Raw genomic sequence first — 24582 nt, forward strand, 5'->3', positions numbered from 1 at the left:
AGACTGTGCGCAAACGTGTCATTGGCTGCTGCGCTCTGCTGCTGGGACTGGCTCAACCGCTGCTCGCCCAGGTCCCCGATAAATCCTGGGATGTCACCAAGCCGCGCGGCACTCCCGCCCGCATCGACTTCACCACGTCAGAAGGAACGTGGATGTCGACCGACATCACGCCCGATGGGCAATGGACGGTCTTCAATCTGCTGAGCCACATCTATCGCGTGCGCGCGACGGGCGGCGATGCCGAATGTCTCACGCAGAACAGCGGCATCGCGGTGAATTTCCATCCGCGCATTTCACCGGACGGCAAGACCATCGCGTTCATCTCCGATCGAAACGGTCAGAGCAATCTCTGGGTGATGGACCTGAACGGCAGCAATCCCCGTCCAGTGACCAGCGACAGCAACGCGCGCTACATGGAGCCGAGCTGGTCGCCGGATGGCCGCTTCCTGGTGGTGCGAAGAATCGATGCGGTGAAGCTGCTGGATGTCTCGATCGTGATGGTGCATCGGGACGGCGGCCAGGGCACCACGTTGGTGAAGGTCGAGAACAACTTGTTCCCCGGTGGACCGAAGTTCTCGCCGGACGGCCGCTATGTTTATTACGAAGTGCTCGCGGGCCCGGTCAACGGCACTTACAACGACACCGACACGCTCCAAGGCGATGCGCAGGTCCGCCGGCTCGATCTGGTGACCGGTCGCACCGATCCGATCACCGCTGGTCATGTGTACCAGCAAGACCAAGGCTCGAGCGGCGGCGCCTATGCGGTGGAGCCCTCGCCCGATGGGCGTTTCCTCGCCTTCGCGCGCCGCATGCCTGACGGACTGCTGAGCTTCAAGGGCAAGCAGTTCGGTCCGCGCACAGCGCTGTGGGTTCGCGATCTCGAATCGGGCAGCGAGCGTCTGGTCATGGACCCGGTCGAATATGACTTCGCCGAAGGACTCGCGCCCATCGATCAAACGCTGCCCGGTTATCGATGGACGGCTGACGGACGTTCCATCGTGATCTCGCAAGGAGGCAAGATCCGACGGCTCGATGTCGCCTCCGGCCAGGTGAGCACGATTCGTTTCAACGCACGCGTGCAACGAGCCACGACCGAACGAGTGAAGCCGTCCGTACGACTCTCCGACGGTCCGTTCGAAACAAAGTTCGCCCGCTGGCACACCGTCAGTCCGGATGGACGAACGCTGGCGTTCCAAGCGGTGGGCCGGATCTGGCTCATGGATCTTCCCTCCGGCACGCCGCGTCGACTGACGCCCGAATCTTCGCAACCCTACGAGTACTATCCCGCCTGGTCGCCGGATGGACGCTCGATTGCATTCGTCACCTGGGATGAAAAAGAAAGCGGCCAACTGTGGGTCGCCAACGCAAACGGCGGCTCACCCAAGCCCATCGCCAGACAAGCGGCCGAATATCTCTCTCCCACGTGGACACCCGGCGGCCAGTCACTCATCGTCGCGCGCGGCGCCGGAGCGACGGCGCGGGGCCAAGGCCTTACGCGTACCGAGTATTGGGATCTGATCAACGTCAGTCTGGCTGGCGGCGAGACTCGAGCCGTGACGCGCGTGACCGGTCTCATTCCGCAAGTTTCGTTCGCCAATGGACGACTCTTCTACTACGAGCCAGCGAGCGGCGGACTGACGCTGATCTCGGTGACTCTGGACGGTCTGGAGCGTCGCGAACATCTCAAAGTCACGCACGCCGCCGAAATCGTCGTCTCGCCGGATGCAAAGTGGATCGCCTTCACGCTTGGCGCCAATGCGTTCGTCGCGCCGATGTCGGCAACGGGCTATGCGGGCGCGCTGCCCGTGATTGGCAAGTCGGGCGGCGCCCTGCCCGTCACGCAGCTGACCACGGTCGGCGGGCTTTTCCCTCGCTGGCGCAATGCTCAGACGGTGACGTTCGGTAACGGCAATCAGCTCGTCTCTTATGACGTGGCCGCAAAGAAGACCGATACAACGACGATCAAGCTGAGCGTGCCCCGCGATCTGCCACGAGGCTCGATCGCTCTCACCAACGCGCGCATTCTGACGATGGAGAATCGGCAGGTCATTCCGAAAGGCACCGTTGTGATTCGTGCCGGCCGCATCGCCTGCGTCGGCGAGTGCAACACCACGGGCGTAGACCACACAGTCGACCTCGCAGGTCGCACGGTGATGCCCGGCATGATCGACATGCACGCTCACCATCATCGCGAGTACGTCGCGATTCAACCGCCTCACGATTTCGAGACAGCCATCTACCTCGCGTACGGCGTGACCACGACGTTCGACCCGACCACCGAATCGTTCGGCGTCTTCCCCACCGCCGAGCTGATTGAAGCCGGCGGAATGATCGGGCCGCGCGTGTTCACGACCGCGGAGTTCATGATCTCTGGCGAAACCGCCTGGACCAACGAAAACAATTCAGCGGCCGCCATGCTCGACGACGCGAAGCGTCGGGTGCAATGGGGCGCGACGGGTCTCAAGGATTACATGCAGGCCACGCGTTATAAACGCCAGTGGGTGGTGGAAGCGGGCCGACAGCTCGGCGTGATGGTGACGGCCGAAGGCAGTCTCGACCTCGATCATAAGATCAGCCTGGCTCTCGACGGGCACACGGGCTTCGAGCACTCGACCGCGCATGCGCCGCTGTACTCCGATGTCACCACCCTGCTCGGCCGGCTTGGCTCGGCGTACTCGGCGACGCCGTTGGCCGGTGGCACGGGTGCTTGGAACGAACAATTCTTCTGGCAAGAAAGCGATTTGTGGAAGGACGCCAAGCAGCAGCGCTGGATGCCGTGGCGACAACTGATTCCACACACGCGTCGACGGATGTTACGTCCGCCGACCGACTATTCCATTCCGATGCTTGCCCAAGCTGCCGCCGACATCGTGGCCGCTGGCGGCCTTGCGCCGATCGGCTCGCATGGACAACAGCACGGCATCGGTTCGCATTGGGACACCTGGATCTACGCAGAAGCCATGGGCCCCATGGGCGCGCTCGAGGCCGCAACCCTTCACGGGGCGAAATTCCTGGGCATGGAACGCGACCTCGGCTCGATCGCCGTCGGCAAGCTCGGCGACCTCGTCGTGCTCGACGCCGATCCGCTCGAAAACATTCGTAACACCGCCGGCATCCGCTACGTGATGAAGGCCGGCGTGCTGTACGACGCCAGCTCACTCGATGAGCTCTGGCCGAGACAGCGTCCCTTCGGCGACTACTACTGGCACGTCCCGGAAATGTATCGATCGGACGTGCGGCCGATCGACTATCACGATCACCCCTCACAACCCACAAAACCATGAGAAATCTTCCCTGCTCTCGTGCCGGCTGGCTGCTGGCCGCCGCGACCTTGGTAACGAACGTCAGCCTCGCGCAGTCCGGCGACGAGGCCTGGCAGACCGGCGGCAACAACTGGCGACAAAACTATTTCTCGCCGCTGAAAGACATCGATCCGAGCAACGTCGACCAGCTCGGCTTCGCGTGGCAATACGACATCGACTTCGACAGCATGCTGGAAGCAACGCCCGTGGTTGTCGACGGCACCCTGTACACCAGCGGCAGTGGCGGCATCGTCTACGCTTTGGACCCCGTCACCGGCAAGCAACGGTGGAAGTTCGAGCCCAAGATCGATCCGTCCTTCAATGGCGAGGTGGGTTATGGACTGACCAACCGCGGCGTCGCGGTGGCGAACGGGAAAGTTTATGTGGGCGCGATCGATGGCTGGCTCTACGCGCTGAATGCCACGAACGGATCGGTCGCTTGGAAGGTCGATACCATCAATGATCGCAATCGCGCCTACTCGATCACTGGCGCGCCGTACATCGCGGGCAAGCGAGTCGTCATTGGCAACGCGGGCTCGGAGTTGGACGCACGCGGATACGTCACTGCTTACGATCTGGAGACCGGCAAACAGGCGTGGCGCTTCTTCACCGTGCCTGGCGATCCGAAGAAGGGGTTCGAGCATCCCGAACTTAAAGAAGCGGCGAAGACCTGGTCCAAAGACAGCCGATGGGATGTCGGCCTCGGCGGTACCGCGTGGGACGGCATGGCCTACGATCCCGAACTGAACATTATCTATGTGGGCACAGGCAATGGCGCGCCGTGGGATCGCAACGTTCGCAGCCCCGGCGGCGGCGACAATTTGTTTCTTTCCTGCATCCTCGCCATCAACGTCGATACCGGGCGCCTGCTGTGGCACTACCAGACCACGCCGCGCGACACGTGGGATTACACGGCCACGCAGAAAATGGTGCTGGCCGACATCACCATCGACAGCCGCCCGCGCAAAGTGGTGATGCAGGCGCCGAAGAACGGCTTCTTCTATGTGCTCGACCGCCAGACCGGCGAACTGCTTTCCGCCAAGCCTTACACCAAGGTCACGTGGGCCAGCGGCATCGATATGAAAACCGGCCGTCCTATCGAGACGGGGTCGGCCGATTACACCAATCAGCCGCGTCTGGTCACGCCGGGGCCGAACGGTGCGCGTGCCTGGCAGCCGATGTCATATAACAGTGTCACTGGGTTGGTTTACATCCCCGTCTTCGACACTACGGCTGTCTTCGCAACGGTTGCCGAGAAGTTCCAATACAAGAAAAAGAACTTCAATGAAGGCGTGCATCGCGCGGTGGTGCTGCCCGATGGCGAGCTGTTGGTGCTCTCGTTGCCGGAGGGTTTAAAGTTCGATCAACCGCTGCCCCGTCCGAAGATGTTCCTTCGCGCTTGGGATCCTGTGACGCAGAAGGCGGCCTGGGAAGTGGACATCACCGGCACGCCGGAGAAAGGCGCGATGATTCGCCGTCCGGGTGGCGTGATGAGTACTGCGAGCGAGCTGGTGTTCCAGGGCGATCTCGATGGTCACTTCAAAGTGTTCCACGGACGGACCGGGGCGCAGCTTCGAGACATCAATGTCGGCACCAGCATCATGGCTGCGCCGATGACTTATAAGATCGATGGCGTGCAGTATGTCGCTGTCATGGCCGGCATCGGTGCGTATCCTGGGTACGCGGACTATCACTACGGGAATAAGGGTCGCGTCGTCGCATTCAAACTGGGCGGCGGCGATGTTCCGCAACGTCCGCTGGTGTCGCAGGTCGCGCCGCCTTCCGGCGAGCCGCCGCTGCCGGACACCGGCACGCCTGAGCAGATTGCGAGCGGCAAGGCGTTGTTCGCGCAGCACTGCGCGATGTGTCACGCGAACGGCCGGGCTCCGGATCTCACCCGATCGAACGCGGCCACACACGCTGAGTTCAAAGACATCGTTCTCAAAGGCGGCCGCTCCGCGAAAGGCATGCCGAACTTTGCGGAAGTGATTTCGGAGAAGGACGCGCAGGCTATCCAGGCGTTCATCATCCATGCCGCCGCGAAGCAGACCTCAGCATCGACGACGGCCAACGGGCCAAATCCGGCCGTCAAATGATCGCCCCGCGCGGCATCACGGCTCAAATCGACACCTGATAGAACCGCCGTCGCCCCGGGTTGCCGTCCCGGGGCGACATGCAGTGCTACGACTCGGCGCCGATCGGCACCAGGTTATCGTCCGAGTTCCGGTCGACATACTTATTATATGGGTCGAACCCGACGAACTTCGGCTCCTGGTCCACCACCACCGTCACCGTGTGCTTGCCGCCGCTCACATGCTGGCGCTGCATGAACAGCACGTTGCCGTCCTTGAAGCCCGGCTTACCCGGCTCAGCAGTAAACACGCCGATATCGAACTCCCCTTCCAGCGGCGCTTCCCTCTCCTCACCCTTCGCGTCCGCGTACAACTTGCGAGCGTTCAAATCGATGGCCACGCTCCACTTACCGTCCGCCTGTCGAGTCGCGCGGCTGCCAGTCACCTTGAGGTCGTACAGCGTGATGTTCTCGAACAGATCGGTGATCAGGTCCTGAAGCTCCGGCTTCGCTTCCGCCCGCAAGCGTGTGATCAAGTCGCGTGACGTGGGATACGGCGCCGGCTTGAACGCGTAATCCCGAATCAGCGCCTGCAACGCGCGATTCACGGCATCTTCGCCCATCAGATCCTTGAGGAGGTACATCACCATGCCGCCCTTCTGATAGCGGATGTGCGCCTGATTCTCGACCCGCTCCAACGGCACCTCACCGATGAGATCGCTGGCACGGCCACGCAGGTAGCCATCGAGCGAACCCTTGAGGAACTTGCGGATCTCCTCAACGCCATACATCCGCTCCATCACCATGAGCGCCGCATACTGCGCCAACGTCTCCGACAACACAGTCTGCCCCTGCATGTCCGCACCGATCACCTGGTGCGCCCACCACTGGTGCCCCGCTTCGTGAGCGGTGACATACGTGATGAAATCGATCCGGTCACGATGCGTGCTGTCCAGAATGAAGCCGGCCGCTTCCGAGTAAGGAATGGTGCCGGGGAACGCCTGCGCGAAATTGGAATATGCCGGAAACTCGACGATCCGGAACTGATTGAACTGATACGGGCTGAAGTTGGTCGAGTAATAGTCCATCGACGCCTTCATCGCCGTGATCATGCGATCGACGTTGTACGGATGCGTGGGATGGTAGTAGACCGCCAGCTTCACGTCGTTCCACTTGTCTTCCTTGACCGCGTAACGTGCCGACTGGATCGAGAAGAAATTCTGAATCGGCGCCTCGGTGCGGAAGTGCGAGACGCGTCGGTCGCCCTCGACCTTGGTGTCGAGCTGCTGACCTGGCGCCACGATGACGTGATCCGCGGTGCTAGTCACCGTCACATCGGCGTTGATCCAGTCGCTGTCGTGCCTGAAGTAATGATGCGCGCGACCGCTCTCGTCTTCGAGCGCGGGCGGCCGGATTTCATCGGGCAAGCCGAACTTGCGACGCTGCGTCCGGTCCGCCAGCAACACCCATCGGTTGGGGCCGAGCACGGGCGCGATCTGCCAGTTGTCGATGAACACACCGTTCTCGACCACACGCATTTCATTGTTGGTGTTCTTGAAGCCGCGCTGTTCGCGCACGGTCTCGAAACGCACCTCGGCCCGCTGGCCGGGCGCCAGCGGCTGATCGAACGTAAAGATTCGATAGTGCAGGTCCGGGAACTCACGCGTCATCTTCGCGCCCGGCACCTCGAGCGACTGCATCTGCACCTCGGCCACGACCATCGGTCCAAGGAACGATTTCATTTCGAGCTGACGTGGCCACGTCACGTGCACCTCGCTCAGCGGCCCGTTCGTCCGGTTCTCGACGACATAGGTTCCGCGTGTCACCACTCGCGGCTCAGTGGGATAGATGTCGACGTTCAATTTCACATCGACGATGCGAGGCTGAGTCACCTTCTCGAACGGCAGCACCGTCTTCTCATACTCCGCCGACCAGTGCGTGCTGTCGATGAAGGTCCGATACTCATTGAGCACATTGGTGTTGTAGTAGATGTACCCGCCGGCCGCGACCATGACGGCAGCGGCCCCCGCCGCCATGAATCCCGCCGGCCCTTGCAATCGCGACGGCAGACGTTGCATGCGCCCCTTCAACGGCGACGACGCGCCTCGACGCCACAACCCATACGCAAGCACAGCGAGGATGGCCGAGAACGCTGCCCAGTACAGACGGAACCACGCCGCATGCTTTGCGAATTCGCCCTGCCCGTTCATATCGGACAGCGGCACTGGCGAGGAGCTGGCGAAGTGATACAGGTTGTGCTCGAAGCCGAGCTTGGACAGCGACATCTGCGCCACCAGCACCAGTAATGTGATCAACAGGCCGCCGAACTTGTGGGGCACCAGCATCTGCACGAACACCGCCAGCACGGCATACATCACCATGTTGAGCAGCCACGGCAGCACATACCAGACCAGGTAGTGACTGAATTCGAAATCGAAGTAGCCCTTGACCGCCTGCACGCACAACGCCGCGCCCACGCTGATCAGCGCCATGCTGAAGAGCACGATGGCAATCGCGATGATCTTCGGCAGCACGAACGCCCAATCGGCCGACGGCGTGGCGTCGACGATTTCGTTCACGCGACGTTCGCGATCCCGCCACACCAGCTCGCCCGCATAGTACGCGGCGATAATCAACGGAATCAGCGTGAACTGATCGATCAGCGTCTTGATCATGATGCGCGTGACCGGCAACGTGATGCTGACGTTGTCTTCGCCCGCATACCACAGGCCGACCACTGTGTTCATAAAGCCGATGCCGAGCAGCACGATGTACGCCGGACTGCGTAGCACGCTGAGCACGTCGAACTTCGTCAGCGCGACCAGCGGTCCCCAACCGAGAGACTGCGTATCCGTCGATGGCCGTGGCAGTGGGCCCGCAGCGGGCGCGTTGTTCTCTGCTTTCTCCTCCGCCGGCCGCTTCGACGCTTTGGTTGCCGAGCTCAACTGACTCTTGTACGTCCGCCACGTGACCGCCAGCAGCGCGAACGCGATCGTCACCCACAGGATGCGATTCTGCAGAAAGTGCCCGACGATGGGCGTCAGCAGCGAATTGCGTTCGCTCGCCGTCCAATGCTGAGTCACGCTCCGGAAGCCCGACATGCCGAAGGGATCCAGCACCGCCGCGATATCGGCGAACTCCTTGCGCGCGAAGTAAGTGGTGGTGAGCAGATAAGCCATCAGCACCACCAATGCCACGATGTACGTAGCGATCATCGAGCGTGTCACCGTGGCCAGGCTGAAGAAGCTGGCGGACAGCACGAACAGGGTCGGCACACACAGCACCAGATACGCATAGAGATAGGCGCCGGGCTGGAACGGCCCGACAGTGCCCGGATCGAGCCAGGGCATGGCCGAGGCGATCAGCACGCCCAGCGGCACGCTGAGAAACACCAGGCAGGTGGTCAGGAAGCCGCCGGTGAAACGACCGAACAGATAATCGAACCTCGTCAACCGCGTGGCATGCACGATGGGCCCGAAGCCGCTCTCATCGTCGCGCAGGATCACATTGGAAACGAACGTGGTGACGATGAAGATAGCGAAGATGACCATGATCATGCACATGGTCGCGATGGCGAACGGCGAGTTGCGGGCCACATAGCCGCCCCAGCCGATGCGCAGGTCGTCGGAGGTCACCAACGTGAAGGTCAGTGCCAGAAAAATGAAGCTGGTGATCCAGAAAATGGGCGAGCGGATCTGATATCGCAGCTCGAAACGCGCGACTTGAGTCAACATGTTGTAACCCCTCAGGCCGCGCGACGCAGCGACGACAAGGTCGAGAAATACACGTCCTCGAGACTGCCTTCGGCGGTGTCGAATCCCGGGCCCGGTTGCCGGTCCGCCAGCACGTGGATCACGGTGCGACCGCTGGACAGTCGAGTCGCGATGACTTCGTGCGCTTTTCGATGCGCTTCGAGCTCGCGCTTGTCGATGACTTTTTGCCAGATGCGACCGCGCAGCTCGCCGATGAGATCCAGCGGTGCGCCGACACGCACGATCTTGCCGCCGACCAACATGGCCGTGCGCGGGCACAGATTCGCAACGTCCTGCACGATGTGCGTCGAGAGGATGACGACCGTGCTTTCGGCGATCTCCGCCAACAGATTCAAGAATCGATTGCTCTCTTCAGGATCGAGACCCGCGGTGGGCTCATCGACGATGACCAGTCGCGGCTGGCCGATCAGCGCCTGCGCGATACCGAAGCGCTGACGCATACCGCCGGAGAATCCGGCCAGCGCCTTGTGTCGCACCGGCCAGAGATTGACCTGATTCAACAACGCTTCGACGACCGTGCGCCGCTCGCCGCTCGCCGCATAGCCTTTGAGCACGGCGATGTGATCGAGCATTTCGTAGGCGGATACTCGCGGATACACGCCGAAATCCTGCGGCAAGTAGCCGAGCGTCCGACGCAACGCTTCCGGATCGGCGAGCACGTCGATGTCCCCGAAACGAATGGTGCCGGAGGTCGGCGTCTGTAAGGTGGCGATGGAACGCATCAACGACGACTTGCCGGCGCCATTCGGGCCCAGCAGCCCGAACATTCCCGGCGGCACCTGGAGCGAGACCGAGTCCAGAGCGCGCGTACCGTTCGGATAGACGTGAGACAGATTCTCGATGTGAAGCACGGCATCCCCAATATGTTTTTTTATGGCGTCTGGATCTTAGCCAAGGGCGTCGGTACGACGCCCCTAATATCTCTAATGCGCCCCATAAGGCGGGGTTATCACTTCACGACGGGCAGCAGGATCGCGGTCGGCTGCGCCTTGGAGCGCAGAATGGTGACATCCGCCTTCTTGTAGTCCGTCGGCCTGGCTTTGAAGATATTCGCCACGAACGTCTGCGGATTGCGGTCGTACAGCGGGAACAGCGTCGACTGGATCTGCACCATGATGCGATGGCCCGGCTGGAACACGTGATTCACATTGGGCAGCTCGAAACGATACTGCTGTGGCTTGTTCGCCGGGATCGCGGTCGGATGTTCGAAGCTCTCGCGATAGCGGCCGCGGAAGATATCGGTCGCGATCGGCAACTGATAACCACTGGCGCTGGGGTTGGTGTAGTCCTTGGACGGATACACATCGATAAGCTTCACGACGAAGTCACCATCGGTGCCCGTGGTCGAGGCGCGGATATCGGCAATGGGAATGCCCTGCACGCGCACCGCCTCGGTCAGCACTTCGGTTTCATACACCAGCACATCGGGCCGGCCCGCGACGAAGCGCTGATCCGTCGACAACCATTTGCTCCAGGGATCGTAAGCGCTGCCCAACCCGCCGGTGGCGCCGAACTCACCGAACGGATCGACCACGGGCCGCGGCAGGAACGGCACGGGCGTCGCCGGATCGCTGGTGTAGGTATCGCCACCGTTGGCTTGCGCCGATTGCTCGAATGACAAATTGAAGTTCGCCGTCAGATACAGCGGCTTCAACTTCGTGCCGCAGCCTTGATCGCAAGCCGTCGGCCAGGTGGTGAACTTGTCCCAACGCTTCTCGCCCGTGTTGTACACGGTGACGCGAGGAAGATTCGCCGGCGGACCGTTGCGAAGATGCTCGTTCAAGAACGGCAACAGCATCTCGTTGGTCCATTGATACGAGGTGTCCGTCGGCCACTTCATCGGGCCGATCGACGTGCCGCCAGCCCACGGCTGGATGTGATTCCACGGGCCCATCACCAGCCAATTGTTCGCTTCATGACCTGCCGCCTTCAACGCACGCCAGACATGATTCGAGCCCCACATGTCTTCCTGATCCCACAGGCCCTGCGTCCACAGCGTCGGCACTTTCGACGGACGCGCGACGATGAGTTTGTCTACGGCGAGGCCCTGCCAGTACGCGTCGTACGAGGGATGCTCGAGCAAGCGCTGCACGAACGGCAACTTATCCAACCCATTGCTGGCGGCGTAGCCACTGACCGAACCGGCTCGCAGGAACTCTTCGTACTTGTCGTAGATCTCGCTCGGCGCGATCACGCCCTCGCCGCGCTGGCCGGTCTGCATGTGAACGTAGCCCAACATCATCTGGCGGAAGGCGCCGTAGTGGAACCAGTCATCGCCCATCCATGCATCCAGTAGCGGCCCCACCGGCACAGCCGCTTTGAGCGCCGGATGTGGATCGAGCAACGCCATCGCTGCGGTGAAGCCGTCATAGGAGTTGCCGATGATGGCCACTCGGCCGTTGGACTCCGATACGTTCTTCACCAGCCAGTCGATGGTGTCCCAGGTATCGGTGACGTGATCCGTGGAGGTGGGATTGAGCGGCCCTCGCACCGGCATGGTGACGACGTAGTTGCCCTCCGAGCCATATTTCCCACGAATGTCCTGATAGACGCGGATAAATCCTTCGCGCAGGAACTTGTCGCCATTCATTCCCGGCTCATAGCGTGCGGCGTTGTACGGCGTACGCCCCATCAGCATAGGCGCGCCCTTCACCCCCTTGGGAATAAAAATCAACGTGTGCAACTTCACGCCATCGCGCATCGGAATCATCTCCTCGCGCTTGATGAAATTCTTCTCGAAAACCTTGGCGGTGAATTCTTGAGGAACGTCGTTGAAGGGCGGCGGCGATTGCCTGTCCGTATCCGCCTGCGCGGCCGCGGTGACGATCGACAAGGACAGCGCCAGCAATCCGAAAGCTCGAAGTCTCACGATGGCTCACTCTCTTGACGGAGGTAACAGTCGATTCTAGGCACCCGGCTCCGGCCGACGGTATCAAATCATTTTGATGGCGGCCATAAGCGGGACCGACGGACCTAACGCGAGCTTATGACCAGCATTAGAACGATTTGCTACCGCTGCGCGCCGGTCTGTTTCAAATTAAGACAAGAATCTTTTCGCGCCTTACAACTGCACCAACATGGGGACATTATGAAGATTCATGCAACATCACAGATCACGGGAGCTGTGCTGATCGCACTCTACGGACTGCCGCCGCTGGCCAGCGCGCAACAGCAGGCCGATACAAAACTGGAATCGCTCACCGAAGTCATCGTGACCGCGAGCCGCCGGCAGCAGACGACGGAAGAAGTCCCCTACAGCATCTCGGTCGTGAACCCGGTGCAGCTGTCGAATGCGGGTGTCACGGATCTGGCCTCGCTGGCTCGTCAAGTGCCTGGCGTGAGCATGTCGGATCGTGGCGCGCGTTCCAGCTCCACTTCGTTCCCGATCATCCGCGGCTTGAATGCGAGCCCGGGCGCCGGTGGATTCCGCACGTTCGAGCAGGCGCCGGTGGGAACATACATCGGCAACTCGCCCATCGACGGCTATTTCCAACTCAACGACATCGAGCGCGTCGAAGTGCTGCGCGGCCCGCAAGGAACGTTGTACGGCGCCGGTGCGCTGGGCGGCGCGTTGCGAATCATTCCGGCCTCTCCGAAGCTCGGTGAGTTCTCTGGTAACGCCGAAGCGCGCATCGGCATGATCGACAACGCCAGCGATCCGAGCTACGCGACCACGGCGACCGTCAATCTGCCCATGGGCGACACCTTCGCGTTCCGCGCTTCCGCGAACTACGAAGATTTGCCGGGCTTCATCGATGCCTACGGCCTCATGAAACTCGACGGCAACGGCGCACCGATCCTCGCCAATCCGACCGATCCGGTGGACAGCCCCGCTGTGTACACGTCGAAGAAAGATTGGAACGAGCAGAAAACATTCACCGGTCGCGCCAGCTTGTTGTGGCAGCCCACCGACACCTTCAACGCGACACTCGCGTACATGTATTCCGATCTGGAAGGCATGTCCGGCCGCACCACGACCTCGTACTTTCCCGGCGGCCCGTTCGCCGGCGACCCGCGCATTATCTTCCCGGCGGGCGGCGACTATCGCCGGTTTGCTGGCGCCGAAGAGCCTTACGATCGCACAACCGATCTCGCGAGCCTCGATCTGAGCTACGACGCCGGTTTCGCAACCCTGTCCTCGACGACTTCGTATTTCACGACCGAAGGTCAGAGCCAGAGCGAATCGAGCTACACGCTGTATCGACTGCCGCAGTACATCGGCTACTACACCGGCACGACGTTGAGCCCGCGTTTCATCCTGCCGCAGGTCTACGGCGACCGTGCGCACACCTTCTCGCAGGAAGTGCGACTGGTGTCGAACAGTCATCCCGACAATAAATTCGATTACGTGGTGGGCTTGTTCTATCAGAAACAAACTCGCGACGGCACCTGGATCGTGACCAATCCCGGCTCGGTCGACCGTGCGCTCGCGCAGGGCTGCACCGGCGGTTATTACTTCGGCGCCGAATTCCCCGACTGTATTCCGCTCACCGCGCCCGGCGGCGTCATCATCGATCAGACCGACAAGCAGAAGTTCGAAGACAAATCAGTGTTCGGCGAGCTGACCTGGCACTTCACCGATCGCGGCCAGATCACGGCCGGCTTCCGGCACTTCAAACAGGACTTCGACGACAGCCAGTATCTCGAGCTGTACGCATACGGCCTGTCGGTGCCAGCGGAGACGCGCACATCGTCGGCTTCGAAGACCACCTGGAAGATCAATCCTTCCTATGAATACGCCGACAATCATCGCGTGTATGCAGTCTGGTCGCAGGGCTTCCGCCGCGGCGGCTCGAACGCGCTGCCACTCGTCGGTCCGTTCGCCGACAATCCGGAGCTCGTCACCTATCGCCCCGACACCGCGGACAACTACGAACTCGGCCTGAAAGGTCACTTCTCGAATGGCCTGGCGTACACGTTGGCTGCGTTCGATATCATCTGGGAGAACCCGCAGATCGGCGGCACCACGCCGACTACGAACTTCGCGGTGTGGAATGCGAAAGAAGCGGAGTCGAAAGGTGTCGAGCTCGATATCAGCTCGCCGCTGTGGGTCGACGGCCTGAGCGTCATGGTCAGCGGCGCGTACGCCGACGCTACTTTCTCGAAGGACTATCGGATCGCGTCCACGTTCGGCGATATCGTCGGGATGGAAGGTCAGCAACTGCCTGGCAGCCCCAAGGTCAGCGCGGCTGCCACGCTCAACTACGAGTTCGAGTTGAGTAACGACTATCGGATGGCGATGTCGTTGAACGACACGTACCGCTCGAAGGTGCTGCTATCCAACTTCGGCATTCTGGGCAATGCGCCCCTCGCTTCGGAGCCGATGAATATCGTCAATGCGTCGGTGGCGCTCAACAACGAGAAGTGGCTGGTTGGTTTGTATGCCACCAACTTGACCAACAAACGGGTGTTGTTGTCGCCGGGCAATCTGGATCCGGTCACTAGCAACCTAGCGACGCAGAGTTTGATCAATCAGCCGCGGGAGGTTTACGTTCGGCTCAGATATAACTTCTGAGCGAACCCCGACTGGCCTACGCTCTCTTCGCTCGCTGCGTTTCGGCCGGCCTGCCCGCACTGGCCCCGGCACTTGCCGGGGCCATTGTTGAATGTCGCGCTCACGCCGCGACGCTTGAATCAGCAGCTCGAAACGACACGCTCTGGCCGCAGCGATTGATCAGCAGCTGGAAATGACGCGCTCTCGGCGTAGCGCATGAATCAACGGCTCCAGATGTTTCTCGTAACGCCGCCATCTTCCTGACGACGAACCATAGATCGGTCGCCGGACCTGCGCCGCACTCGCGGTCAGCGATACACTCGCCCGCTTGTGTACTTCGACGGCTCTCTCGTTCCATTCCAGCCCGCAGTACTTGGCGACGCCCTCACCGACACGCGCCGGCTCCCTCACGAGATCTTCGTACGAGACTTCGTACAGCGCCTCCCCGAGGCTCGCGCGCCAGTGGTCCATCAAGCGCTCGTAGGCGGCGTAGTATTTCGCCAGGTCGTCGAAGTCGTAACTGAAAGGATAAGCTTCACCGAAAAGAATTCGATACATCGCGAAACAGCTGTCGACCGGATCTCGATTCACCAGCACCAACTTCGCACCCGGCAAGGCGCGATGAATGGCACCGAGGTACAGATAATTCATCGGCAACTTCTCGATAACTCTGTCCGCCGTCGCATCTCCTCCCGCCAGCCGCTCGTACCCTCTCGCCACCGCGGCCGACTCCGCCGCCGCCGCCCCGGCAAATACATCGCCTCGGTCTCTCGGTGCCGCAGCCAGCAGAGCTTGACTGAAGTTTTCCGTTTCGCCGTTAGAGCGGACGCCGGCAAGACCCAGCAGCATGTGCTCTAGCAACGTCGTGCCGGATCGAGGCAGACCAACGATGAAGATGTGTCGGCTACCGGCCGCGGCGTCGTGAACGGACTCTCTTGGAGAAGCCGCCACGCCGCTAATGAACTCTTTTGGAGAATCCGTTTCGCCGCCGCGATTGAACTCCTTGGGAAACATCGCTGCGTCACCGCGATCAAGCTCTTTAGGATGCATCGCCGACTCGCCGGGATTGAGATCCTTTGGAGACATCTCCGCGTCGCCGCGGTCATGCCCTTTAGGATGCCTCGTCGCCTCGCTACGGATGAACTCCTTGGGAGACATCGCCGCATCGTCGCGATCTAACCCTTTGGAGTGCGTCATCGCGCCGCGGATGAGATCCTTGGGAAACACCGCCGCGATTCGCTCGAGCTTGCGGCAGTCCATCTCGACGTTGTACGCGAGGTGACGTCTTCGAATCGCCGACGCCGCCGCCAGGTGCGGGAACGCCTCATCGTAGCGCTGCAGATCATCCAGCTCTTTCGCCAGCGCGTAGCCAAGAAACATTCGCGCGCGATCATCAGAGCTGTTGCGCGACAGCTCCCGCTGCAGCTCGTCCACATGATTCGCGTCGCTGGTTTGAACTCGCAGCTCCGAGCGCAAGAGAAAGGTCGCATAGCGCGTCCGGTCCAACGCGATCGTCCGATCGCAAGCTTCCTCCGCCTCACGCAACCGTCCCAAGCTGCGTTCACTCGATGCGAGGTTGTGCCAGAACCGTGGGTCGTTCGGCGCCAACTCCACAACTCGCCGATACAACGCATTCGCCCGCTCATGCTGCCCAAGAAGCGCCGATACATGCGCCAGCGCGTCGTACGCATCGGCGGATCCCTCCGAATAATCCAGCGCCTGCTGAACAACCAACTCAGCCTCGCGACGCCGACCTAGCCGAAGCAGGATCGTCGCGAGCATGCCATGCGTCGGCGTGCACACTCTCAGCCCGGCGACGGCACTCTGCGCCAGCGGCAGGGCTTCGGCGAATCGGCCTGCGGCCGTCAACTGATAGGCTTGAACCGCGAGGTCGCTCATGGCCGCGATAGCGAGCGAAACACCATCGGTGTGAGATTCATCTCCTCAAGCAGTGCAATGGCACGCTGAACCTGAGACTCATGCCGAGCGCCGGCCGCATCGATCATGATTCCAAGAAACGTCCCGCTATGCGCAGCGACCACACCGGCCGCGCCAATCTCGCGAGCGATACTTCTCATCGCATCGAACCAGCGCTTGGGTAACAAGCGCTGATTCAACAGCGCGCTCCGCGTAGCCACAGCCCCCAGCCCGGCAACATCACCGCCCTGGAGCGCATGACGCACCTGAGCCAGAAGCTCAACATACTCATCACGCTCGCTCTCTGAATAATCGAGCGACCGCGCATTGTGAGCAAGCGTCTCGATCTCCCCGCCCTCATCGACCGCCACGAGCGTCAGGGCCGGCACCGGCCCCAACTCCTCAAGCAAGCGCCCCTGACGATGCCGATACGCGACAACGCCCTCATACATCACACCATCACTCGGCTCGATGTCACGCAGGGTAGCCTCGAGCACCTCTAAGTCGAGCGACAAATCATAGTGACGAGCGACCGCCCGGCACGAGGCGACGAGATCGGCGGTGCTGCTGGCAAGGCCCTTGCCGCGAGGAATATCACTTTGCAGCCGCAGCTGCCCCTGCACTGGTAAGCCATAGCGACGCAGCAGCGCAGTCACGCCACTGAGCACCTTCCAGGAACTCTCCGGCCAAACACTGAGCCCAGCAATCCCGGAGGAAACAGTGAACGACGCGTGACTATGAAGATCGATCGGCAGAGTCACAAGAAAGTGACTGCCGTCCGGAAGCATCCCCTGCAGCAACTCACCGAAGCTCGCATGACACGAGGCGCTGAAGCTAGACACGAGAGCGCCCGAGCGATCCATCTCCCTCCGATGCGTTGACCCTCGAGCGGAACCAGTACGCCACGACGACAACAGCCGCCGCCAACAAGCTCGCATACAGCTGCGTAGCAAGAGTACCCGTGAACAACATCGCGACCATCACCGCGACAATGGCCCCAATCGCCGCATAACTAAGCCAGGGAAACAGCCACACTCTATTCGTAAGCCGTTCCGGCCGCTCGCGCTCCATCCGACGCCGGAGCTTGATCTGCGCCAGGCACACCATCGCATAAACCATCAGCATGATCGCGCCAGACGCATTCACCAGAAACGCGAACAACACTTCCGGCGCAATCACCGACGTCATCACAGTGAGATAGCCGAACGTACTCCCGATCAAAATGGCACGAGCAGGCACCTGCCGCTTGTTGAGCGCCACCAACGACTGAGGCGCATCGCCCCGCGCAGCCAGCACGAACAACGTCCGCGAAGTAACGTACAAGCCAGAATTCAGACAGGACAGCACGGCGGTCAGCACAATCAGGTTCATGATCGTCGCCGCGCCGGGAATATGAGTCCGCGTCAGCGCCGCAGCGAACGGCGACGAGCCGGGAACGATCTCAGTCCAGGGCACGATGGCCACGACCAGCAAAACAGACAGCACATAGAACAACAGGATCCGAATGATGATCGTACCTGTCAGTCGCGACATGGTGCGTGAGGACTCGCTGGACTCCGCGGCCGCAATCGTCACGATCTCAGCACCGCACAGAGAGAAGATCACCGTCGTCACACCCGCCAGAATCGACACGCCGCCAAACGGCGCAAAGCCGCCGCCATGCGCGGTGAGATTGGAGAACGTCGGGCCATCGGGCGAAGTGAGTCCGCACGCATACGCGCCGGCAATCAGAATGAAGATGACGATGGCCGCGACTTTGATCGAAGAGAACCAGAACTCGAACTCGCCGTAAGAGCGCGAGGACATGAGATTCACGGCCGTGAGCGCGAGCATCAACGCCAGCCCGATCTGCCACACCGGCAGATCGATCCACTCATGCAGTAACGCCGCGCCGGCGATGGCTTCGATCGCGACGACCACCACCCAGAAATACCAGTACAACCAACCGCTGACAAAGCCGGCCCAATCGCCGAGCCCCAACCGAATGTATTCGATGAACGAGCCGAGCCCGGGCGACCCCGCCGCCATCTCGCTCAACATGCGCATGATGACCAGCACCACCAGGCCGGCGAGCGCATAGCTTGCCACGACGGCCGGCCCGATCGTCGCGATGGCCGAGCTGCTGCCGACGAACAGGCCCGCGCCGATGATGCCGCCGATGGAGATCATCGCGACATGGCGCGAGCGCAGGCTCTTCGCCAACTCGGGCGCCTCGATCTCGGCGCCCTCTGCCCTGGTTCGATTCATGGTCACTGCGGCCTGGCCCCGTTTCGGGAAACAATGGCGCGAACCTCATCGTGAGGCAAGCCATAAACCCGATGACCGTCGCGACCGGTCATGGTCTTCGCGGCCACCAGGGCATTGAGAATGGCCTCCTCCGTCGCCTGAACCACGCCCTCGAACAGCGGATTCAACAGCGGATTTGGATACGTCTCGACCGAGATCTTCTCCATCTGCATGCTATTCAGTTGCGGATTGGCCGTCGAGAACGCCATGAAAATATCGCCTGAGCTTTCGCGGCTGATATCGCCGAGGCGCCCCATCGCGTGGCCCGGCCGCTTGGCCAAGCGCTTGAGTTGATGGGGTAAGAGCGGCGCGTCGGTGGCGATCACGACGATCATCGAGCCGTCGCCTGGCTTATCGTCAGGCCGCGCATTGCAGGCGGGCACTTTGTCGTTGGGCGCAGGGGTCGCCGTGCACGGAGCGTAATTCTTGTTGAGCTCCTGACCTACCGCGGCACCGGCAATGCGCAGATCGGTCTGCACGCCGAAGTTACATTGGACCAGCACGCCGACGGTGTACTGGCCGATGGGCGTAGTGACGATACGCGACGACGTGCCGATGCCGCCTTTGAAGCCGAAGCAGACCATGCCCGTGCCGCCGCCGACCGCCCCTTCGAGCACTGGTCCGGACTTGGCGATCTTCAACGCTTCCAGCGCGTGCTCGCTCTTCACGTGGAAACCGTCGGTGTCATTGAGGAAGCCGTCGTAGGTCTCTGCCACCATCGGCGTGAACCACGAGCCCGGCCATTTGTGATCCACGATCCAGCCAACCACCGCGTCGCGCACGACGCCGACGCTGTGAGTATTGGTGATCATGATCGGGCCATCGAGATAACCGCGCTCTTCCAACCACACGGTGCCGGTCATCTCGCCGGCGGCGTTGCTGGTGTTCCAGGCGGCGTACACCGGCGCGGTCGAGTTCTTACCGCGTGGGATGATCGCTGTGACACCGGTGCGCACCGGCCCCTTGCCTCGCTGAAGTGCGCCGTCGCCTTTGATCAACGTCACATGGCCCACTTCCACACCCTGCACGTCGGTGATCGCGTTGAGTGCTCCGGGCTTGCCTTGCAACTGGATGCCTATGTCCCGAGCGCGCGGCCCCTCCGCGAGGGCGATGCTTGAAACGGCGAACAAACAAACAGACGTCAGAGCCAGCGAGCGTCGAATCATCTTGTTCTCCCCTGTCGTTGGACGATGGATTGTGCTCGGTCCCCATCGCCGTGCCCATAAATTCTTGTAATACCCGGCATACGGATTCGTTGCTTGACCGGTGCGCGGTTCGCCCGCATTCTTGGCGTCGCGTCGAGTTCCCACGCCAGTGGGATTAAAACGGGAACCGGGATAGACCCGGGCTGCCCCCGCAACTGTAAACGGTGTTGGCCGCGCTAAAAGCCACTGAGCCTCGAGGCTTGGGAAGGTGGCGCGGCAGTAAGCCGAAAGCCAGGAGACCTGCTCGCCGCCGTCGTCCATTCATCGGCCGGGGTGCGCCGAGTGAACGGGAGTTCCCGAGTGACGACCGGTGTGGGTCGCGCTCGCCAGCGAGGCGATCCCATGTGTCTTCGCTTTGCATTGGAACTCGTCACATGAGCGCTGCTATTACCGATCCGTTCACTCGTCACGGTGCCCACCTGGGCATCGCGCGCAGCCTATGGCCGGACGCGCCGAAGCCGTGGATCGACCTGTCGACCGCGATCAATCCCAATCCCTATCCGGCCCCTCACCCCAGCGCGCAAGCTCGGGCCCGGTTGCCCGATCCACAGGAGCTGCAGAATCTCGAAGCCGCCGCGGCCCGTGCCTTTGGCGTCGACGATCCCGATCGCATCCTCGCCACGGCCGGCTCCGAAACCGTTGTGAGATTCCTGCCTCACGCGCTGCCTGCGGTGACCGCGGCCTGCATCGTGTGGCCCACCTACTCTTCGCATACGGATATCTGGCAAAGCCTCGGTGTGCCGGTCGGCCGTGTCGCTGGCATTGAACGAGCGTCACTGACAGCGGGCACCGTCGTCACGCTCGTCAATCCCAACAGCCCGGACGGCGCGATGACGCCGCGTGAGCAGTTGCTCGAGGCGTACGACAAGATCGCCGAACACGAGGGCTTTCTCGTAATCGACGAAGCCTTCGCCGATGCCGATGCTTCCTGCAGCGTCGCTTCGTTGGCCGGCACCGAACGTTATCCGCGCATGATCGTGCTCCGCTCCTTCGGCAAGTTCTACGGATTGGCCGGCGTTCGTCTGGGTTTCATGATCGGTGCTCCGGCGCTGGTCAAACGGATTCGAACCGCGCTCGGCGATTGGCCCGTGGCCGCTGACGCAATCACCGCAGGACTCGCGGCATACAACGATCCGTTGTGGGCCGAACGCACTCGCATTCGATTGCGAAGCGCCACCCGCAAGCTCGATGCGCTGTTGATACGCAGCGGCTTCAGCATCGTCGGTGGCACCACGCTGTTTCGACTCGCGCACAGCGATCTCGCCCAGGCCCGCTTCAATCAATTGCTTCGCGCAGGCATCCTGGTCCGTCCATTCACTCACGATACCAAGCTGCTGCGATTCGGCCTGCCCCATGGGGACGCAGCCTGGCGGCGCCTGCGCGACACTTTGAGAGCCAGACCATGAGCTGGAATACCTGGTGGCTGTACTTCGTCACCGTCTTTTTGCTCTCGGGCGCGCCCGGTCCCAACATGCTTCACATCATGTCGCGGAGCGTGTCGCTTGGCGTGAATCGCGCCGTTCCCGCGATGCTCGGCTGTCTGGTGGCGCTGGTCCTGATGCTGGTGGGCTCGGCCCTTGGGCTTGGCGCCGTGTTGCTGGCGTCACCTAGAGTTTTCGAAGTACTGCAATACGTCGGCGCCGCCTATCTCATCTGGCTGGGAATCAAGGCATGGCGCGACGACAGTGCCGACGCGGACAACGGCGCGGCGACAGTGCCGTCCGTTGTGTTGACCAATCGGCAGATCTTCCAAACGGCGTTCGTCATTTCCATCAGCAATCCCAAACTGCTGCTGTTCGCGGCCGCCTTCCTGCCGCAGTTCGTGAATCCTTCCAGCCCGAAGATTCCGCAGTTCGCGGTGCTGGTGACGACTTTCTCGCTCTGCGAACTGTTTTGGTACGCGGTGTACGGCCTGGGCGGCAACCGCTTGCGTCACTACCTGTCACGACCCGGACTGCGACGGATGTTCGATCGATTGACCGGCGTGATGTTCGTCGGCTTCGGCATCATGCTGCTGCGGTTTCGTCCGCAGTCGTGAGCCGCCACTAACCGTAAGGCGTCGCGGCTTACTCCGCGCCCCGCGATCGGGCAGCTACTCTTCCGCACACAACAAACCGTACCGTGCGGAGAGAGAGCATGGATTCAGCTGCATACGTTCCTGCGTTCCTGGGTCTGCTCGGCGTTGCGGTGGGTGGACTGACTTCGTTCGCCAGCAGCTGGTTCACACAGCGCTGGCAGTTTCGCGAGAAACGCATCGAAGCCGTGCGCTCGCGGCGCGAGTTGCTGTTTTCTTCCTTCATCGAAGAGGCCACTCGCGTCTATGCCGACGCGCTCACTCATGAAAAGGACGACTTCACCGATCTGGTCCGGCTGTACTCGCTGTATTCGCAGATCCGCCTGGTTGCCACGGAGGAGTCGGTGCACACCGCTCGCGTCGCCCTCGACGCGTTGGTCGAAGCGTACCTCTCGCCCAATCGGACGCTGCATGAAATCTACGCCGAAGCCCGGGCCGGCAAACTGACGTTCCTGGAGGACTTCAGCAAGACCTGTCGACAGGAGCTCGATCGACTGTCCGCGTAGCGCTCATTCAAGAGCGCGGCTGCGGGATGTAGGCGATGCCGAGCTGAAAACCGATGTCGGGCGTATTGTTGATGTTCTGCACGTTCTCGGTGATACCGAATGACAGCAGGTATCGATTCATTCGATGACGCACGCCGAGGCTGTACTGATACTTCAGGCCGGTCAGCTCATCGAGGTCGGTGTCATCGTCCGAGTAGACGCTGGGGCTGACATAGGCCTGCACGTTGACATTCGTGCGCCCGGTCAGCCGATGCTCGTAGCCCAGAATGAGCGTCGGAATGATCTGAGCCTCCTGCGGGACCGGCCACTCGGCACCGCCGTAATAGACTGCAGCGATGTTCGCATAGAGCGCATGATGCGCGCCTCGACGCTGCAGGGAGGCTTGCACTCCATAGTCGAAGTGTCCCGTCGACAGCAGCGTGCGCTCACCATCCAATGGCACTTTCACGGCAGCTTCGAGCGACATGCTCCAATGCTCCGGCAGCCGGACTCCAGTGTAGCGAACCCCCACCGTCGGATCCGTGAAGCCGCCGTCCGTCGGCGCACCGAAACTCGCAACCTGCGCCGATTTCAAATCGTAGATCAGCGTTACATCGTTGCGGCGGACTGCCGGTCGCCCGAACGTGCTGAAGCCGAACGTCCGATGAAATTCCTCGATGGTGCTATCGAGAAATCCGCCTTGATACGAAACGGCACTCGTCACGAAGTAACCGCTCCAGTCATCGGCAAACCTGTAATGCAGGGTGAAGTCGACGGCCGCAGACTCCACATCGACCAGATAATTCTCACCGGGCAGATCGCGGATCGCCTGCAAATCCGCAGCGCTCAGATCGCGTCGTCCCTGAGATTCGAGCGAAGTCAGGTAGCGCTCCACTGCGCCGCTCAATGCCCAGGTGTTTTGATACCCCAGCTCGAACTCCGCCGCCCACGTGCCTTTCTCGATCGAGACGGCGTGAGCGGGTCTCATATCCAGTCGCAGAAACCCGAACGTCGTCAGGTCCCGGTTGCGTAGCAGACCGTAGAAGTCGCTCTCGGCTGCGGGCGCGGCAACACTGGCAAGCATCGTTACCGCGCCGAGCGTGGCATTCAGCCAACGAGTATTCATCGCAAACGCTCCAGCAACAGATCGACGATGTCTTCGGGAACTTCGTCCATCAGCCAATGGGAACACTCGTCGAGGCGCACGAATCGATACGGCGCACGCACGAAGTCAGCCGTGTCGTTCGCGGCAATCTCACCCAACGCGTGATCCGCCGATCCCCAGATAAACAGCGTATCGACATGCACCGGCCCGATCCGTGCGTCGAAGTCCAGCGCGCGATACCAATTGAGCGCCGCCGTCAGTGCGCCCGGCACGGACAACCGAGCCACATGAGTTTCCAACCGTTGTGTGGAGAGCTTGCCGCGAAATGCAGCTCGCAACCGTTCTGCTCCGTTCGCCAGCATGCCCGCCTCCGCCACACCGCCAGGCTGGCGGAAGAAATGAATGTACTGAGACATCGCGGCCTGCACGGGATCGCGAGCTATCGAGTTCAGCAAGGCATCGGTGTGCGGAGTGGAAAGCACCGTGAGGCTGAGCAACTTCCCGGGCCGTTCCGCCGCCAGGCGCCATGCGAGAATCCCACCCCAGTCGTGCGCTACCAAATGAAAGCGATGCGCGCCGAGCGCGTCAGCGAACTCGAGAATGTCTCCAACCAACAGGCTCATGTCGTAAGCGGCGACGCCTTCAGGCCGCGCACCAGGCGAATAGCCACGCTGGTCGACTGCGACCGCGCGGAAGCCGGCATTCGCGATCGGCACCATGATGTCGGCCCAGGATTCGGCAAACTGCGGAAAGCCGTGCAGAAACAGCACGAGCGGCGCCTCAGGATCGCCGACAGCGAGACTATCGAACACAAAATCACGAACCCGAAGCGGGACCCTGCCGAGCTGCTCGCTGGACATCATGACGCTC

At 61.5% G+C, this 24582-nt stretch carries 15 protein-coding genes and 1 riboswitch; of the genes, 6 read left to right on the plus strand and 9 right to left on the minus strand.

Annotated elements, in window-relative coordinates; all coding sequences use genetic code 11:
- Positions 1-5: 5 nt before the first annotated feature.
- Entirely contained in the window at positions 6-3284 is a 3279-nt protein-coding gene (locus ACFPN2_RS33345) for an amidohydrolase family protein (protein ID WP_380604837.1), read from the plus strand.
- Complete coding sequence (locus tag ACFPN2_RS33350; protein WP_380604839.1) at positions 3281-5398, plus strand: PQQ-dependent dehydrogenase, methanol/ethanol family; 2118 nt, start codon at positions 3281-3283, stop codon at positions 5396-5398. The genes ACFPN2_RS33345 and ACFPN2_RS33350 overlap by 4 nt, the downstream gene beginning before the upstream one ends.
- Positions 5399-5483: 85 nt before the next feature.
- Here the strand turns inward: ACFPN2_RS33350 and ACFPN2_RS33355 are convergent, their stop codons facing one another.
- The 3 genes from ACFPN2_RS33355 to ACFPN2_RS33365 all read right to left on the minus strand — a co-directional run bounded on the left by ACFPN2_RS33355 (position 5484) and on the right by ACFPN2_RS33365 (position 12015).
- A complete protein-coding gene (locus ACFPN2_RS33355) occupies positions 5484-9107 on the minus strand; it encodes an ABC transporter permease/M1 family aminopeptidase (RefSeq protein WP_380604841.1) in 3624 nt (1207 codons plus the stop codon).
- A gap of 11 nt (positions 9108-9118) precedes the next feature.
- A complete protein-coding gene (locus tag ACFPN2_RS33360; protein WP_380604843.1) occupies positions 9119-9997 on the minus strand; it encodes an ABC transporter ATP-binding protein in 879 nt (292 codons plus the stop codon).
- Positions 9998-10095: 98 nt separating this feature from the next.
- Positions 10096-12015: a CocE/NonD family hydrolase gene (locus ACFPN2_RS33365; RefSeq protein ID WP_380604844.1), complete on the minus strand. Its 1920-nt coding sequence runs from the start codon at positions 12013-12015 to the stop codon at positions 10096-10098.
- Between the two features lie 219 nt (positions 12016-12234).
- Between ACFPN2_RS33365 and ACFPN2_RS33370 the strand changes: the two genes are divergently transcribed.
- Positions 12235-14661 carry a TonB-dependent receptor gene (locus ACFPN2_RS33370; RefSeq protein WP_380604846.1) on the plus strand — a complete coding sequence of 809 codons (2427 nt, stop codon included), beginning with the start codon at positions 12235-12237 and terminating at the stop codon, positions 14659-14661.
- Positions 14662-14820: 159 nt separating this feature from the next.
- On the opposite strand, the gene ACFPN2_RS33375 is transcribed toward ACFPN2_RS33370, so the two are convergent.
- From ACFPN2_RS33375 to ACFPN2_RS33390, 4 genes are read right to left on the minus strand one after another with little or no spacing between them, the layout of a single operon-like run.
- Positions 14821-16539: a tetratricopeptide repeat-containing sulfotransferase family protein gene (locus ACFPN2_RS33375; protein WP_380604848.1), complete on the minus strand. Its 1719-nt coding sequence runs from the start codon at positions 16537-16539 to the stop codon at positions 14821-14823.
- Complete coding sequence (locus ACFPN2_RS33380; RefSeq protein WP_380604850.1) at positions 16536-17399, minus strand: GHMP family kinase ATP-binding protein; 864 nt, start codon at positions 17397-17399, stop codon at positions 16536-16538. The genes ACFPN2_RS33375 and ACFPN2_RS33380 overlap by 4 nt, the downstream gene beginning before the upstream one ends.
- The gene (locus ACFPN2_RS33385) at positions 17392-18804 is read right to left on the minus strand and encodes an amino acid permease (protein ID WP_380604852.1); all 1413 of its coding nucleotides are present in this window, start codon (positions 18802-18804) and stop codon (positions 17392-17394) included. Before ACFPN2_RS33385 ends, ACFPN2_RS33380 begins: the two co-directional genes overlap by 8 nt.
- 2 nt (positions 18805-18806) lie before the next feature.
- Positions 18807-20009 carry a DmpA family aminopeptidase gene (locus ACFPN2_RS33390; protein ID WP_380604854.1) on the minus strand — a complete coding sequence of 401 codons (1203 nt, stop codon included), beginning with the start codon at positions 20007-20009 and terminating at the stop codon, positions 18807-18809.
- A 117-nt stretch (positions 20010-20126) separates the two neighbouring features.
- A riboswitch (cobalamin riboswitch) is annotated at positions 20127-20310 on the plus strand.
- 112 nt (positions 20311-20422) lie between these two features.
- On the opposite strand from ACFPN2_RS33390, the gene ACFPN2_RS33395 reads away from it, so the two are divergent.
- The 3 genes from ACFPN2_RS33395 (at position 20423) to ACFPN2_RS33405 (ending at position 22628) form a co-directional block, all read left to right on the plus strand.
- Positions 20423-21454: a threonine-phosphate decarboxylase gene (locus tag ACFPN2_RS33395; protein WP_380604856.1), complete on the plus strand. Its 1032-nt coding sequence runs from the start codon at positions 20423-20425 to the stop codon at positions 21452-21454.
- Positions 21451-22086 carry a LysE family translocator gene (locus ACFPN2_RS33400; RefSeq protein ID WP_380604858.1) on the plus strand — a complete coding sequence of 212 codons (636 nt, stop codon included), beginning with the start codon at positions 21451-21453 and terminating at the stop codon, positions 22084-22086. Before ACFPN2_RS33395 ends, ACFPN2_RS33400 begins: the two co-directional genes overlap by 4 nt.
- Before the next feature lie 98 nt (positions 22087-22184).
- Positions 22185-22628: a hypothetical protein gene (locus tag ACFPN2_RS33405; protein ID WP_380604860.1), complete on the plus strand. Its 444-nt coding sequence runs from the start codon at positions 22185-22187 to the stop codon at positions 22626-22628.
- Between the two features lie 7 nt (positions 22629-22635).
- On the opposite strand, the gene ACFPN2_RS33410 is transcribed toward ACFPN2_RS33405, so the two are convergent.
- Together ACFPN2_RS33410 and ACFPN2_RS33415 are read right to left on the minus strand one after the other, a co-directional pair.
- Complete coding sequence (locus ACFPN2_RS33410) at positions 22636-23733, minus strand: DUF3187 family protein (RefSeq protein WP_380604862.1); 1098 nt, start codon at positions 23731-23733, stop codon at positions 22636-22638.
- Positions 23730-24575 (minus strand): alpha/beta fold hydrolase, encoded by an 846-nt coding sequence (locus ACFPN2_RS33415; RefSeq protein ID WP_380604864.1) that lies wholly within the window; start codon positions 24573-24575, stop codon positions 23730-23732. Before ACFPN2_RS33415 ends, ACFPN2_RS33410 begins: the two co-directional genes overlap by 4 nt.
- Positions 24576-24582: the final 7 nt, after the last annotated feature.

The sequence above is a fragment of the Steroidobacter flavus genome, assembly GCF_042651805.1.
In the GTDB taxonomy this organism is placed as follows: domain Bacteria; phylum Pseudomonadota; class Gammaproteobacteria; order Steroidobacterales; family Steroidobacteraceae; genus Steroidobacter; species Steroidobacter flavus.

Coding starts and splice junctions, on each gene's coding strand:
- ACFPN2_RS33350 (WP_380604839.1), top strand. CDS start 3,281: ATGAGAAATCTTCCCTGCTCTCGTGCCGGCTGGCTGCTGGCCGCCGCG.
- ACFPN2_RS33355 (WP_380604841.1), bottom strand. CDS start 9,107: ATGTTGACTCAAGTCGCGCGTTTCGAGCTGCGATATCAGATCCGCTCG.
- ACFPN2_RS33370 (WP_380604846.1), top strand. CDS start 12,235: ATGAAGATTCATGCAACATCACAGATCACGGGAGCTGTGCTGATCGCA.
- ACFPN2_RS33375 (WP_380604848.1), bottom strand. CDS start 16,539: ATGAGCGACCTCGCGGTTCAAGCCTATCAGTTGACGGCCGCAGGCCGA.
- ACFPN2_RS33385 (WP_380604852.1), bottom strand. CDS start 18,804: ATGAATCGAACCAGGGCAGAGGGCGCCGAGATCGAGGCGCCCGAGTTG.
- ACFPN2_RS33390 (WP_380604854.1), bottom strand. CDS start 20,009: ATGATTCGACGCTCGCTGGCTCTGACGTCTGTTTGTTTGTTCGCCGTT.
- ACFPN2_RS33395 (WP_380604856.1), top strand. CDS start 20,423: ATGAGCGCTGCTATTACCGATCCGTTCACTCGTCACGGTGCCCACCTG.
- ACFPN2_RS33400 (WP_380604858.1), top strand. CDS start 21,451: ATGAGCTGGAATACCTGGTGGCTGTACTTCGTCACCGTCTTTTTGCTC.
- ACFPN2_RS33405 (WP_380604860.1), top strand. CDS start 22,185: ATGGATTCAGCTGCATACGTTCCTGCGTTCCTGGGTCTGCTCGGCGTT.
- ACFPN2_RS33410 (WP_380604862.1), bottom strand. CDS start 23,733: ATGAATACTCGTTGGCTGAATGCCACGCTCGGCGCGGTAACGATGCTT.
- ACFPN2_RS33415 (WP_380604864.1), bottom strand. CDS start 24,575: ATGATGTCCAGCGAGCAGCTCGGCAGGGTCCCGCTTCGGGTTCGTGAT.